Raw genomic sequence first — 12,880 nt, 5'->3', positions numbered from 1 at the left:
GACATCTGATCCAGGGATATGCGGGTCCGGTTCTCATTGAAGAGGGTGGCAATCTGTGACCCGTCGGCTGCGAGGACGCGTGTCATTTGGGGCGGCGGCGCGGCAAACACGTCATTGGGGAGGTTGGTGGTCAGCGCCTTCGAGCCGCCTGCCACCACCGTCTCCGTCAGTGCGGCCGCCGGCACCATCAAACCGGCCAGGAGGGCGCCGCACAGTGCACTGACACCAAGGAACCCCAAGAACCAGCCCACCGTGATTCCCGTCGCGCGGAACAGGTTCCTGCCCGGGAGCGCTTGTGGGGAAGATCGGAAAGGTGCTCCCTTGGACATGTACGTCTCCGGTTCTCTGCGTCGTATTCCTGCAGCAGTTGCCTGCCGGGACAGCCACTCGTCCACCGCCGAATGGAGGCAACCGTACTTTTTACCCTACTCGTTCAACTTCCCGCGTTACGGCCTGGCACGCCCGTCCACGGCAACTCCCGGGTTATTCAGATCCTATTCCCAGCAAAAATCCGTTGCGTCAACGCAATTATCGCGGGAGACTGACGATACGTGACCCTGCGCTTGAGGAGAGGCAATGCAAGCATTGACAGTTACTCCGGGGGAAAAGGACTCATTGAGGCTTCGCGGCATTCCCGAACCACCGGCCGCCCAGGGGCCGGTGCTGGTTGAAGGCCTGGCGGTGGGCCTCTGCGGGACTGACACCGAGATCATCGCGGCAGAATACGGCGAGGCTCCCCCGGGGCAGGACTACTTGGTTCTTGGCCATGAAAACCTGGGCCGGGTCCGGGAAGCCCCGCAGGGTTCCGGACTGGCGGAAGGGGACCTGGTGGTGGGCATTGTCCGCAGGCCGGACCCCGAACCCTGCAAGGCGTGCGCCGGCGGCGAGTGGGACATGTGCCTGAACGGAAAGTACACCGAGCATGGCATCAAAGGCCAGGACGGGTTTGCCCGGGAGCTGTGGCGCGCAGCCCCCGAGGCCATGGTGAAACTGGACCCAGGACTGGAGGACGTCGGCGTGCTGCTGGAGCCCACCACCATTGTGGCCAAGGCATGGGAGCAGATGGGCCGGATCGGCCGGCGCGCCTTCTTTGACCCCCACCTGGCTGTGGTGACCGGAGCCGGACCCGTTGGCCTGCTCGCGGCCCTCCTGGGTGTCCAGCAGGGGCTGGAAGTACACGTTTTCGACTTGGTCAAGGACGGCCCCAAACCGGACTTGGTCCGCGACCTGGGCGCCACCTACCATAGCGAGTCCCTGCCGGATTCCGGCCTCAAGCCTGATCTCCTGGTCGAATGCACAGGAGTTACCCCCGTGGTGCTGGACGCGCTCCGCTGCCGCGCCCAGGACGCGATCACCTGTTTGACGGGCGTTTCCGGTACCGGAAAGCAAACGGGGGTGGACGTCGGGGCCCTGAACCGCGAGGAAGTGCTGATGAACGGCGTGGTGTTTGGCAGTGTCAACGCCAACCGGCGGCACTACCACGCCGGCGCCAAGGCACTGGCGGCCGCTGACACCGATTGGTTGCGGCGGCTCATCAGCCGCCGGGTGCCCCTTGGGAACTTCGCCGAAGCCTTTGACCGCCGCCCCGATGACGTGAAGGTGGTCCTCGACCTGCAGGCTGCGGGCGACGGCGGAACGCGGCAGCCATGAGCACGGCAGCCGCGCGATCCGGCCTGAAGAAACCGGACCTGCAGACGCCTCCGGAACCCAGCGGCGGCCACCGGCTCCCGTCAGGGCGCCAGTACGAAATCCGGCACGGACGGCAGAGCGTCCACCTCACTGAGGCAGGCGGAGCGTTGCGCGAGTACCGGATGGACGGCCTCCCCCTGGTGGACGGATACGGGCCGGAGGAGATGTGCACCGGGGCACGCGGACAGTCCCTGATCCCGTGGCCCAACCGGGTCAAAGGCGGCAGGTACGCATCGGAGGGCAACACGTTCCAGCTTGACCTGAGCGAGCCGGACAAGGGCGGGGCGATCCATGGGCTGACCCGCTGGCGGAACTGGGAGGTCGAGGAACAGGCGGAGGACAGTATCTCCTTCACCTATACCCTTCATGCCTGCCAGGGCTGGCCATGGGTGCTTGACTGCCGGCTGGACTACACGCTCGACGACGACGGGCTGGCCGTGCGGACCACGGTCACCAACCGCAGCCCCGGGCCGTGCCCGTTTGGGACAGGTGCCCACCCGTACCTCAGCCTGGGACACCCGGGCCAGGTCATCGACGCAGGCCTGGTCCAGGTCCCGGGGCGGACGTACCTGCCGGTGGACGGTCTCGGCATTCCCACCGGCCACGAGCGGGTGGACGGCACGGAGTACGACCTGCGAGAACTTCAGCAGCTCGGCAGCCGGCGCATCGACGTTGCCTACACGGATCTGATCCGTGACGCGGACGGACGCGCCCGGGTAAGACTTCTGCGGCCGGACCGGTCCGGAGGAGTTGAACTGTGGGTGGATCAGTCCTATCCGTACCTGGAAATCTTCACCGGGGATACCCTCCCCCAGACCGACCGCCGGCGCACAGGCCTTGGCGTCGAACCAATGACCTGCGCCCCGGACGCCTTCAACTCCGGCGAAGGCCTCATGACCCTCCACCCCGGGCAGTCGCATACCGGGCAGTGGGGCATCACTCCGGGGAGCCCAAGGTGAAACGGCCGTCGGATGTGCCCTGGCCCCCGGCGGCGGCCGCGAAGGCCTCCATCGCTGCGGCCAGTGCCGGGCGGCGCCCGGCCGGCATCCTCGAAATGACCCCGGCGATGGCCTGCCGCCGGTGCTCAAGCACGGTGTTGACCAGGTCATCGCCTTTACCGGTGAGTTCCAGCACGACGTACCGGCGGTCGGCAGGATCCTCCCGGCGCTCAATCAGGCCTGCCGCCACCAGGCGGTCGCAGATGCGGGTGGCGTTGGAGGCGTGGACACCGAGTTCGGCGGCCACCCCGCCCAGGTTCTGCGGCCCCCGGGAGTGGATGCGGACCAGCACCCGCAACTGCGGGGTGTTGACGATGTCTTCCACCTCGGCCACCGAGCCGGCCACCACCCGCAGCAGCACATCCGCGGCCGCCAGCACGGCGTCGACTTCCCGGCTTGCCGTCCCCCCAGGCATCTCCATTGCAGCAGGTTTGTCCATACCCACCAGTTTCCCCGGTTAGTTACCAGACTGCAAAGGTTGCGCGGCGCCAGGACAATAAGGAGAACCATGAAGACCCACCAGCAGACAGACCCGGTGACAAGCACCGTCCACGGCATCGACCGGCTCATCCGGAACGTGCAGACCGGCCGGTTTGAACGCTCCCTGTCCGGCCTGACCGCGGCCGGCGCCCTGGTCACGGCGGCGGAAATCTACTTTGAGCATGACAAGGCCAGTTTCGGCAACAAGTGGATGTGGGTCCCGGTGGCGTTGGGACCGGTGGGAGCAGCCGCCGGGGTGGCAGGTGTCTTCAGCCGGCGGATGGCCAAGACAGCGCTGCCGCTGGCCAGTGCCGCCATCATCGCCAACGGGCTGCAGGGAACCTGGCTGCACCTGCGGGGCATCCGGCAGAAGCCCGGCGGCCTGTCCAACCTGCGCTACAACCTGGAGATGGGGCCGCCCCTGTTGGCACCGCTGCTGGTCACCCTGGTGGGCGGAATGGGCGTGCTGGCCTCGGTGCTCAGGCGGGAACCATGAGCAGGCTGCCCCTGGAACTGTCCGACGGCGGCGGCCGGTACCCCGGCTTCAGCGCCCTCGCCCAAGCCGGCCATTGGGACCGCACCACTGCCGCCGTCGTCGAATCCCGCCTGGGCATGCCGGCTGACATCCGTTTCTTCACGCCCGCGGAAGAGGCCGCCGCGCGGGCCCTCTTCGACCAACTGCTGGCCCAACACGGCGAACCCCGCGTGCCGGTGGTGAACTTCGTGGACGCCCGGCTGGCCGAGGAGCAAACCGATGGCTGGCACTATGACAACATGCCGCGCGACGGCGAAGCGTGGCGCGTGACGCTGGCCGCCCTGGACCGCGAAGCCGGCAGCAGGGGAGGCCGCACCTTCGCCCTGCTGGATCCGGAGCAGCAGGGCGCGCTCCTGCAGGACGTCTGCGATCTGCACCAGGAGCTGTGGCACGGCCTGCCGGCAGACCGGGTGTGGAGCCTGTGGACCCGGTACGCCTGCACCGCCTTCTACTCCCATCCCCTGGCTTGGGACGAGATCGGCTTCGCCGGCCCGGCTTATCCGCGGGGTTACAAGAACCTGGGCGTGGACCGGCTGGAGCCGTTCGAAGTACGGGACGTCCGCCCGGATGCAGACCCGACACGCGGCCCAACCCACGGGGCCGGCCGATGAACCGGGTGCGGGAGCGCAACGAATCGGCGTGGCTGCTTCCCGCCGGGCCGGGCAGCAACCCGCGCCTGCGGGAGGACATGCGGCAGTACGGCGAAACCGATGAAGTGGACATCGTCATCGTGGGCTGCGGAGCAGGCGGCGGCACTCTGTTGCAGCGCCTGGCACGCGTGGGCTGGCGTGCCGTCGCGCTGGAGGCCGGCCCGTTCTGGGAACCGGAGCGCGACTGGGTCAGCGACGAAGCCGGGTCCCACCACCTGTACTGGACCGAACCGAGGGTGATCACCGGGTCAGATCCCGTGCCGCTGGGTTCGAACAACTCGGGCCGCGGGGTGGGCGGATCCATGGTCCACTTCGCCGGCTACACGCCGCGTTTCCACCCCAGCGACTTCCGGACCTTCAGTGCCGACGGGGTGGGTGCCGACTGGCCCTTGGACTACGCGGAGCTGCGGCCGTACTACGAGGACATCGAAGGGGAACTGCCCGTCGCCGGGGAAAACTGGCCCTGGGGCGATCCACATGGCTACCCGCACCGGCCGCACCCGGTATCAGGCAACGGCGAGCTGTTCCTGCGCGGCGCCAACGCCTGCGGCATCACGGCGAAGGTGGGTCCGGTGGCCATTGCCAACGGCAGGTTCGGGAACCGGCCGCACTGCATCTACCGCGGCTTTTGCCTCCAGGGCTGCAAGGTCAACGCCAAGGCATCCCCGTTGATCACCCATGTGCCGGATGCCCTCGCGCACGGCGCGGAGATCCGGGCCCACTCCATGGCCACCCGCATCGGTTTTGACGAACGCACGGGGCGCGCCACCGGCGTCGAATACGTCCACGGGGGCGTGGTGAAGTTCCAGCGGGCCCGGATGGTGGCCGTGGCCGGATACTCGATCGAAACGCCGCGGCTGCTGCTGAACTCCACGTCATCCCGGTTCCCGGACGGGATGTGCAATGACTTCGACCAGGTGGGCCGGTACCTGATGGTCCAGGGCGCGCCGCAAACGGCGGGACGGTTCCAGTCCGAGGTGCGGATGTGGAAGGCCCCTCCCCCGGAGGTCAGCACGGAGGAGTTCTACGAGACCGACCTGGCCAAGCCCTACAAGCGGGGCTTCTCCATCCAGAGCGTGTCTCCGCTGCCGATTACCTGGGCCGAACACGTTGCCGCCCAGGGGCACTGGGGCCCTGCCCTCCGCCGCTACATGAGCGACTACCCGCACTGGGCCTGCCTGGGCGCCCTGTGCGAATTCCTCCCGCTCGAGGAGAACCGGGTGACCCTGGCGGATGAGACGGACCGCCACGGTATCCCGGTGGCCCGGTTCAGCTACAGCCAGTGCAGCAACGACCGGCAGCTGATGTCCGCCGCGCAGCAGGTCATGGAGGAAATCCTGACGGCGGCAGGGGCGGAGGAGGTCATCACCATCAACCGCTACGCGCACCTGGTGGGCGGAGCACGGATGGCCGCCACCGAGGATGCGGGCGTGGTGGACCGGAACCTCCGCAGTTTCGCTGTACCCAACCTCCTGGTCACCGACGGCAGCGTCCTGCCCACCCAGGGCAGCGCCAACCCGGCCCTGACCATCATGGCGCTGGCGGCCCGCGCCGCCCGCGTCCTGGTCCAAGGCGCCCGCCGCGGCGCCCCGAGCGCAAAGGAAGACTGATCATGGCAACCACAGTGGCCGACTACCTGCTCTCCCGCCTGGGTGAGTGGGGCGTGGACAAAGTCTTCGGGTTCCCCGGAGACGGCATCAACGGCATCCTCGCCGCCTTTGGCAAGGCGGACAACCAGCCGAAATTCATCCAGGCCCGGCACGAGGAGATGGCGGCGTTCGAGGCCGTGGGCTACGCCAAGTTCGGCGGCCGGGTGGCGGTCTGCATGGCCACCTCCGGTCCGGGGGCGATCCACCTGCTCAACGGGCTCTACGACGCCAAGCTGGACCACGTCCCTGTGGTGGCCATCGTAGGCCAGACCGCCCGCAGTGCCATGGGCGGCTCCTACCAGCAGGAGGTTGACCTGCTGACCCTCTTCAAGGATGTGGCTTCCGACTACGTCCAGATGGTCACCGTTCCACAGCAGCTGCCCAACGTCATCGACCGCGCCATCCGGATCGCCGTCGCCCAGCAGGCGCCCACCGCCGTGATCATTCCGGCCGACGTGCAGGAACTCGAATACGCCGGCCCCACCCATGAGTTCAAGATGGTCCCCTCCAGCGTCGGCGTCCAGTGGCCGGACATCCAGCCGGACAGTGCGGCGATCCGCGGCGCGGCCCAGCTCCTGAACGAAGGCTCCAAGGTGGCCATCCTGATCGGACAGGGTGCCCGCGGGGCAGCGGCAGAGGTCAACGAGGTGGCCGAACTGCTCGGCGCGGGCGTGGCCAAGGCCCTGCTCGGCAAGGACTCCCTCCCCGATGACCTGCCCTACGTCACCGGGTCCATCGGGCTGCTGGGCACCCGGCCCAGCTACGAGATGATGCGGGACTGCGACACCCTGCTCACGGTGGGGTCCAGCTTCCCCTACACGCAGTTCCTGCCCGAACCGGGGCAGGCCCGCGGCGTGCAGATCGACGTTGACCCCAAAATGATCGGCCTGCGCTACGGCAACGAATTCAACATCGTAGCCGACGCCGGCACCGCCCTGCGGGCCCTGATCCCGCACCTGGACCGCAAGCAGGACCGGTCCTGGCGGGAGAATTTGGAGTCAAACATCAGCCGCTGGTGGGAAACCATGCATGACGAGGCCATGGTCAGTGCCAACCCTGTCAACCCCATGCGGCTGTTCGCGGAGCTCTCCACCCGGCTGCCCGCGGACGCTATGCTGAGCGCCGATTCGGGCTCGTCAGCGAACTGGTACGCCCGGCAGCTGAAGTTCCGGGACGGCGTCCGGGGTTCGCTGTCCGGCAACCTGGCCACCATGGGTCCTGGCGTCCCGTACGCGATCGGCGCCAAGTTCGCCCACCCCGGCCGGCCCGCCATCGCGTTCGCCGGTGACGGTGCGATGCAGATGAACGGGCTGGCGGAGCTCATCACGGTCAAGCACTACTGGCGCGAGTGGGAGGACCCGCGGCTGGTGGTGGCCGTCCTGCACAACAACGACCTGAACCAGGTCACGTGGGAAATGCGCGCCATGGGCGGGGTGCCTGCCTTCCGCGAGTCCCAGGCCCTGCCCGACGTCGACTACGCGGGTTTCGCGGAAAGCCTGGGGCTGCAGGGCATCCACGTGGAGGATCCCGACGACGTCGGGCCGGCCTGGGAGAAAGCCCTCGCCGCTGACCGGCCCACACTTTTGGACGTCCGCACCGATCCCGATATTCCGCCGATCCCGCCGCACGCCACGTTTGAGCAGGCCCGGAAGACGGCAGAGGCCATGGTCAAGGGCGACGACAGCGCCTGGGGCGTGGTGAAGGAAGGGGTCAAGACCAAGATCCAGGAATTCCTGCCACACAAGGAGGGCTGACCCGTGTCCCCCGGCCCTGCCCCCGTCACCGCGATCAGGGCAAGTGCCTACACAATCCCCACCGACGCACCGGAAGCGGACGGCACCTACGGCTGGGACTCCACCACCCTGGTCCTGGTGGAAGCGGACGGCGGCGGGAAAACGGGCCTGGGCTGGACCTACGCCCCGGCAGCAGCTGCAGCCCTGGTGGAGGACCTGCTGGGCCCGGCCGTCCACGGCACCGATGTCCTGGACGTGCCGGCCGCTGCCGCGGCGATGGCCCGGGCGGTGCGCAACCCGGGCCGGACCGGGCTGGCCTCCTACGCCGTGTCCGCCGTCGACTGCGCCCTCTGGGACCTGAAGGCCCGGCTGCTGGGGGTGCCGCTGCACAAACTCCTCGGCGCGGTGCGGGACAGCGTGGCGGTCTACGGCAGCGGCGGGTTCACCACCTACAACGAGGACCACTTAAGGGACCAACTCCAAGGCTGGGCCCTGGAACAGCACATCCCCCGCGTGAAGATAAAGATCGGCCAGGACGGCGGAACCAACGTGGCGCGGGACCTGGAGCGGATCCGCCAGGCGCGCACCGCCGTCGGGCCCGGTACCGAACTGTTCGTGGACGCCAACGGAGGCTACACCGCCAAGCAGGCGGTCCGGGTGATGCGGGAGGTGGAAGCGGAGCACGTCACCTGGTTCGAAGAGCCCGTCTCCAGTGACGACCTCGCCGGGCTGCGGGCCGTCCGTGCCGCAGTCGACGCCGACGTGGCGGCCGGCGAGTACGGCACCGGCTTGCCCTACTTCCAGCGGATGTGCGGTGCGGACGCGGTGGACTGCCTCCAAGCGGATGTCAGCAGGTGCGGCGGGATCAGCGAATGGCTGCGCGTTGCCGCCGTCGCCGCGGCCCACGGCCTGGAGCTCTCGGGCCACTGCGCACCCCACCTGAGCGCCGCCGTCGCCGCCGCGACCCCCAACTTCCGGCACCTGGAATGGTTCCACGACCACGTCCGGATCGAAAACCTGTTCTTTGACGGGACGCTTGACCCCGACGGCGGGTGGGTGCGGCCGTCGGACGCGCCCGGCAACGGACTGGCTTTCCGCGCCGCGGACGCCGCCCCTTACCGGGTCCGGTGACAGATGACCACGATGAAAGGAAGCCATGAGCAGCAGCCCAGGCGGCGAAGACCCGTCCAACGCAAAGCCGCTTGACCCGGACCCCGCAGGCCGGGATCCAAGCGCCGAGGACCCTGGCGGGAGGCAGAAGGCGCTGCTGCAGTCGGTGATCTTCGAGGTCGCCCGGGGGGCCGAAGGCCGGAGCCTGGCGGACATCCGGGACATGCTGCAGTCAGGTTTCGCGCGCGCCGGTGTGGCGGCACCGACCAATGCATGGCTGGACTCGGTGGCATCTGCGGCGTTCTATGGCGAGCCGTACATCATCGACCTTCCCGCCGCATTGGCAGCAGATGCGGCGGTGGCTGCACCAACTGCCGGGGTACGGGATCGCTTGGCCGCGCGGCGGGAACTGCGGAAAGAGAAGCTGCCGGCCGGGATCTTTCCGCCTGCTTCCGCGTGGGAGCTGGCTGACAGCGAGGTCACCACCCGCGCGCCGGGGCCGGCCCGAGAGCCCGATAACCGCACGCCGGCCAGGCCGGGCCGCAGGCGGCTGCTGCTGCCTGCGGCTGCTTTGGGCGCCGCCGTCCTCCTGGCGTGGCGGATGACCCGTAAACCGGGAGGTACAGATGGCAGGAATTGAAGACTATGCAATCATCGGCGACCTGCACACCGCGGCCCTGGTGGCGCGCAACGGGTCCATTGACTGGATGTGCCTGCCCAATTTCGATTCACCGGCCTGCTTTGCGGCCCTGCTCGACTCCCCGGAAGCGGGGCGTTGGCGGCTGGCCCCGGCAGGGGCAGGCAACTGCACCCGGCGACAGTACCGGCCCGGCACGCTGATCCTCGAGACGGAATGGGACACCCCGGACGGAAGCGTCAGGGTCACGGACTTCATGCCGGCACGTGGTGATTCCGTGGACGTGGTGCGGATCGTGGAGGGCCTGAAGGGACGCGTCCCCATGGAAGGGGAACTGCTGTTGCGCTTCGACTACGGCCACGTTGTCCCCTGGGTCCGCCGCATGGACCACGGCATCAGTGCCATTGCCGGCCCTGACGCCGCATACCTGAGGACGTCGGCCCCGCTGAAGGGCCACCACATGCGGACCACCAGCGAGTTCACGGTCAATGCCGGAGACCGGATCCCGTTCGTCCTGCATTGGGCGCACAGCTACAAGCCCGTCCCGGACCGGACCGACCCCGAACGCGCGCTCGCCTCCACGCAGGCGTTCTGGGAGCAATGGACCGGCCGCAACACCGTCACCGGCGACTACCGGGACGCCGTGGAACGCTCCCTGATCACGCTCAAGGCTCTCACCTATGCCCCCACCGGCGGCATCGTGGCCGCTGCCACCACTTCCCTGCCCGAAGACCCCGGCGGGACCCGCAACTGGGACTACCGCTTCTGCTGGCTGCGGGACGCCACCCTGACGCTGCAGTCGCTGCTGGCCTGCGGCTACAACGAAGAAGCCGCCGCCTGGCGGGAGTGGCTGCTGCGCGCTGTCGCCGGGGATCCCGCGGACCTCCAAATCATGTACGGGCTGGACGGCACCCGCCGCCTGCCCGAGGCCGAACTTCCGTGGCTGGCCGGGTACGAGGGCTCCAAGCCGGTCCGCACGGGCAACGCCGCGGCGGCGCAGCTGCAGCTGGACGTTTATGGAGAGGTGCTGGACGGGCTGGCCATCACCCGTGCCGCGGACCCTGGGACCAAGGACGATTCCTGGGATATTCAGGTGGCCCTGATGGAATTCCTCGAAGGCGCGTGGGACCAGCCGGACAACGGGCTCTGGGAAATGCGCGGCCCCCGCCGAAAATTCACCCATTCCCGGGTGATGGCCTGGGTCGCGGCGGACCGGATGGTCAAAGCGGTCAGGGAATCCGGGCTTCCCGGACCCGGCGATCGCTGGGCTGCGCTGCGGAAGACGATCCACGATGACGTGATGACCAACGGCTTCGACGAACAACGCAACACATTCGTCCAGTCCTACGGGAGCACTGAACTTGACGCGAGCCTGCTCCTGATTCCCCGCGTCGGGTTCCTGCCCCGCGACCACCCCCGCGTGGCAGGAACGGTGGAGGCAATTCGACAAGGCCTCACGCAGGACGGCTTCGTCCTGCGTTACCGCCCGCACGCGAGCGACGACGGCCTGCCGGGAGGTGAGGGCGTCTTCCTTGCCTGCTCCTTCTGGCTTGCCGACGCCCTGGGGGGCATCGGGCGCCGGGACGAGGCCGTGGAGTTGTTTGAACGCCTGCTCTCGCTGCGCAACGATGTGGGGCTCCTCAGTGAGGAATGGGACCCCCGCAACAAGCGCCAGCTCGGCAATACGCCCCAGGCCTTCAGCCATTTCCCGCTCATCCACTGCGCCCTGCAGTTGCAGCAGGGCAACAAATGGTTGCTCAATTCGAAGAGGAACCAATCGGAGGCGGGGCCGGCTCCCGATGATCCATGAGACCAGGAGCCAGCCCCTTTTGCGGTGCCCCCCACAAAGTCCAAGGGTCCTTCCCAGCAAGGCAATAACACCGCCACTGCATATGATTCGCTATCCTGCCCAGCGAAACAAGAATAGGTTCGGGCGCGCGTCACATTGACCGCAGCCCACGACAACTGGGCCGGTTCCGCAGGACATCCCGCCGATAGGGGTAGCATCCGGGCCAGATTAGGTAGTTGATGTGCTTGTGGCCCGGTCCTGCCGTGGCTAGCGTGAGCCTACTGGACCGGTATCTGGGGGCTGGACAGGGACCACCTTGGGGGAAGGAAGCCCGATGTTCACAGCCGCCCACCGGATTATCCGCTTTGCTCCGTCGCTGGCCGTCCTGCTGTTGGCCACGGCCTGCCTGCCGCCCCAGGCATCCCCGGGCAACTCGTCCCCACCCTCTGCTCCCCCGCCGTCCTCCTCCCCCTCGGCTTCCCCTGCCGCGCCAACGCCCGTTGCCACGCCCTCATCGTCTCCCTCGCATGCCCCGGGTGCCGCACCCCCCAGGGACTGGGCGGAAACTGTTGAGCTGGTCCATTCAGGGGTGGCGCGCCTTGCCGTAACGCTATGCGACGGCGGCGGGGTGGGCACGGGCTTCCTGGTGGGACCCGATCTCATCATGACGGCGGCCCACGTGGCCAAGAATGAGGCAGCCATCAATGTATCCATGGGCGGCCAATACACATCGGCGACAGTCCTGGGCATCAACGACAACCTTGACCTGGCCCTGCTGCGGACACCGACCGCACTCACGGGGTTCAGGTTCAGCTTCGCCCGGGACCTTCCCGCACAGGGTGTTGAAGTGGCAGCACTCGGTTTCCCCTTGGACCGGGGCCTCGCCTTTACCTCAGGACGGGTCAGCGCCCTCAACCAGGAGGTCAACCTTCCCGCCGGGACAGTCGGCGGCCTGATCCAGACGGACACGGCCATCAACCCGGGCAACAGCGGCGGCCCGCTGCTCCTCATGGACGGCAGCGTTGTGGGCGTGGTCAGTTCCAAACGGGCGTGGGTCCTGGGCACACATGACCAGAATGATTACGGCGCCGAAGGCGTGGGTTACGCCGCTCCGGCACCGTCGGCAGAAGCGGCACTTTCAGATTGGGGGCGCCGCACCACGCCGCTGCCGCAGGCAAGCTGCGACAACCAGGCGCAAACGTCCAGCAGCAATATCATCACCACCAACCATTCGGACCACGAGCAGGCAGCCAAAGTCATCCAAAGCCTGCTCACCCATGGCCAGGCGATCAACCGGGCCGCCTACGACACCGCGTTTGCGGTCCTGACCCCGGAGCTGCAGAACAGCGAGGGCGGACTGGCCAAGTGGAGCTCCGGGCTGGGAACATCCTTCTGGCGCGCCCTGACCGTCAACAGCATCAGCGGTTCCGGCAACCAGCTGACGGTAGATACCGTCCTCCGCACGGAACAGTCCGCCGCCGACGGCCCAGGGGGCCAAACGTGTTCAGACTGGGGACTCCGTTACAAGATGTCCTGGGATGGAACCATCTGGCGGATGGCGGAGGCATCCACTCCCGCAGGGCCACCCAAGGCCTGCTGACCGGCTGAGG

The 12,880-nt window shown here is 68.0% G+C and carries 11 protein-coding genes and 1 pseudogene; 10 read left to right on the top strand and 2 right to left on the bottom strand.

The features are described from left to right. Window positions 1–8: 8 nt before the first annotated feature. A pseudogene (locus QF050_RS08790) lies at window positions 9–86 on the bottom strand (hypothetical protein); the annotation flags it as partial. Window positions 87–576: 490 nt separating this feature from the next. On the opposite strand from QF050_RS08790, the gene QF050_RS08785 reads away from it, so the two are divergent. Both QF050_RS08785 and QF050_RS08780 read left to right on the top strand, forming a co-directional pair. Next, window positions 577–1,650 carry a glucose 1-dehydrogenase gene (locus QF050_RS08785; protein WP_308930105.1) on the top strand — a complete coding sequence of 358 codons (1,074 nt, stop codon included), beginning with the start codon at window positions 577–579 and terminating at the stop codon, window positions 1,648–1,650. Further along, the gene (locus tag QF050_RS08780) at window positions 1,647–2,648 is read left to right on the top strand and encodes an aldose 1-epimerase family protein (protein ID WP_308930104.1); all 1,002 of its coding nucleotides are present in this window, start codon (window positions 1,647–1,649) and stop codon (window positions 2,646–2,648) included. Before QF050_RS08785 ends, QF050_RS08780 begins: the two co-directional genes overlap by 4 nt. On the opposite strand, the gene QF050_RS08775 is transcribed toward QF050_RS08780, so the two are convergent. Then, complete coding sequence (locus QF050_RS08775) at window positions 2,626–3,108, bottom strand: MarR family transcriptional regulator (protein WP_308930103.1); 483 nt, start codon at window positions 3,106–3,108, stop codon at window positions 2,626–2,628. The two genes, QF050_RS08780 and QF050_RS08775, sit on opposite strands and share 23 nt — an antisense overlap. An 87-nt stretch (window positions 3,109–3,195) precedes the next feature. Between QF050_RS08775 and QF050_RS08770 the strand changes: the two genes are divergently transcribed. From QF050_RS08770 to QF050_RS08735, 8 genes are all read left to right on the top strand, one after another. Next, window positions 3,196–3,663 (top strand): hypothetical protein, encoded by a 468-nt coding sequence (locus QF050_RS08770; protein WP_308930102.1) that lies wholly within the window; start codon window positions 3,196–3,198, stop codon window positions 3,661–3,663. After that, entirely contained in the window at window positions 3,660–4,313 is a 654-nt protein-coding gene (locus QF050_RS08765; protein ID WP_308930101.1) for a gluconate 2-dehydrogenase subunit 3 family protein, read from the top strand. The genes QF050_RS08770 and QF050_RS08765 overlap by 4 nt, the downstream gene beginning before the upstream one ends. Continuing rightward, a complete protein-coding gene (locus tag QF050_RS08760) occupies window positions 4,310–5,962 on the top strand; it encodes a GMC family oxidoreductase (RefSeq protein WP_308930100.1) in 1,653 nt (550 codons plus the stop codon). Before QF050_RS08765 ends, QF050_RS08760 begins: the two co-directional genes overlap by 4 nt. 2 nt (window positions 5,963–5,964) lie before the next feature. Then, window positions 5,965–7,755: a thiamine pyrophosphate-requiring protein gene (locus QF050_RS08755; RefSeq protein ID WP_308930099.1), complete on the top strand. Its 1,791-nt coding sequence runs from the start codon at window positions 5,965–5,967 to the stop codon at window positions 7,753–7,755. 3 nt (window positions 7,756–7,758) lie between these two features. Further along, the gene (locus tag QF050_RS08750; protein WP_308930098.1) at window positions 7,759–8,865 is read left to right on the top strand and encodes an enolase C-terminal domain-like protein; all 1,107 of its coding nucleotides are present in this window, start codon (window positions 7,759–7,761) and stop codon (window positions 8,863–8,865) included. A gap of 25 nt (window positions 8,866–8,890) precedes the next feature. After that, on the top strand, window positions 8,891–9,484 hold the full coding sequence (locus QF050_RS08745) for a hypothetical protein (RefSeq protein ID WP_308930097.1): 594 nt from the start codon (window positions 8,891–8,893) through the stop codon (window positions 9,482–9,484). Continuing rightward, on the top strand, window positions 9,471–11,291 hold the full coding sequence (locus tag QF050_RS08740; protein WP_308930096.1) for a glycoside hydrolase family 15 protein: 1,821 nt from the start codon (window positions 9,471–9,473) through the stop codon (window positions 11,289–11,291). The genes QF050_RS08745 and QF050_RS08740 overlap by 14 nt, the downstream gene beginning before the upstream one ends. Before the next feature lie 313 nt (window positions 11,292–11,604). Then, window positions 11,605–12,870 (top strand): serine protease, encoded by a 1,266-nt coding sequence (locus QF050_RS08735; RefSeq protein ID WP_308930095.1) that lies wholly within the window; start codon window positions 11,605–11,607, stop codon window positions 12,868–12,870. Window positions 12,871–12,880 lie beyond the last annotated feature (10 nt).

Origin of the sequence: Arthrobacter sp. SLBN-112, from assembly GCF_030944625.1 — a bacterium.
In the GTDB taxonomy this organism is placed as follows: Bacteria; Actinomycetota; Actinomycetes; order Actinomycetales; family Micrococcaceae; genus Arthrobacter.
Note: the sequence above shows the minus strand (reverse complement) of the source record. Positions and strands in the feature narration are given on the sequence as shown.

Excerpts from the sequence above, each read along its gene's own strand:
- QF050_RS08785 (WP_308930105.1), top strand. The coding sequence starts at position 577 with ATGCAAGCATTGACAGTTACTCCGGGGGAAAAGGACTCATTGAGGCTT.
- QF050_RS08780 (WP_308930104.1), top strand. The coding sequence starts at position 1,647 with ATGAGCACGGCAGCCGCGCGATCCGGCCTGAAGAAACCGGACCTGCAG.
- QF050_RS08775 (WP_308930103.1), bottom strand. The coding sequence starts at position 3,108 with ATGGAGATGCCTGGGGGGACGGCAAGCCGGGAAGTCGACGCCGTGCTG.
- QF050_RS08770 (WP_308930102.1), top strand. The coding sequence starts at position 3,196 with ATGAAGACCCACCAGCAGACAGACCCGGTGACAAGCACCGTCCACGGC.
- QF050_RS08765 (WP_308930101.1), top strand. The coding sequence starts at position 3,660 with ATGAGCAGGCTGCCCCTGGAACTGTCCGACGGCGGCGGCCGGTACCCC.
- QF050_RS08760 (WP_308930100.1), top strand. The coding sequence starts at position 4,310 with ATGAACCGGGTGCGGGAGCGCAACGAATCGGCGTGGCTGCTTCCCGCC.
- QF050_RS08755 (WP_308930099.1), top strand. The coding sequence starts at position 5,965 with ATGGCAACCACAGTGGCCGACTACCTGCTCTCCCGCCTGGGTGAGTGG.
- QF050_RS08745 (WP_308930097.1), top strand. The coding sequence starts at position 8,891 with ATGAGCAGCAGCCCAGGCGGCGAAGACCCGTCCAACGCAAAGCCGCTT.
- QF050_RS08740 (WP_308930096.1), top strand. The coding sequence starts at position 9,471 with ATGGCAGGAATTGAAGACTATGCAATCATCGGCGACCTGCACACCGCG.
- QF050_RS08735 (WP_308930095.1), top strand. The coding sequence starts at position 11,605 with ATGTTCACAGCCGCCCACCGGATTATCCGCTTTGCTCCGTCGCTGGCC.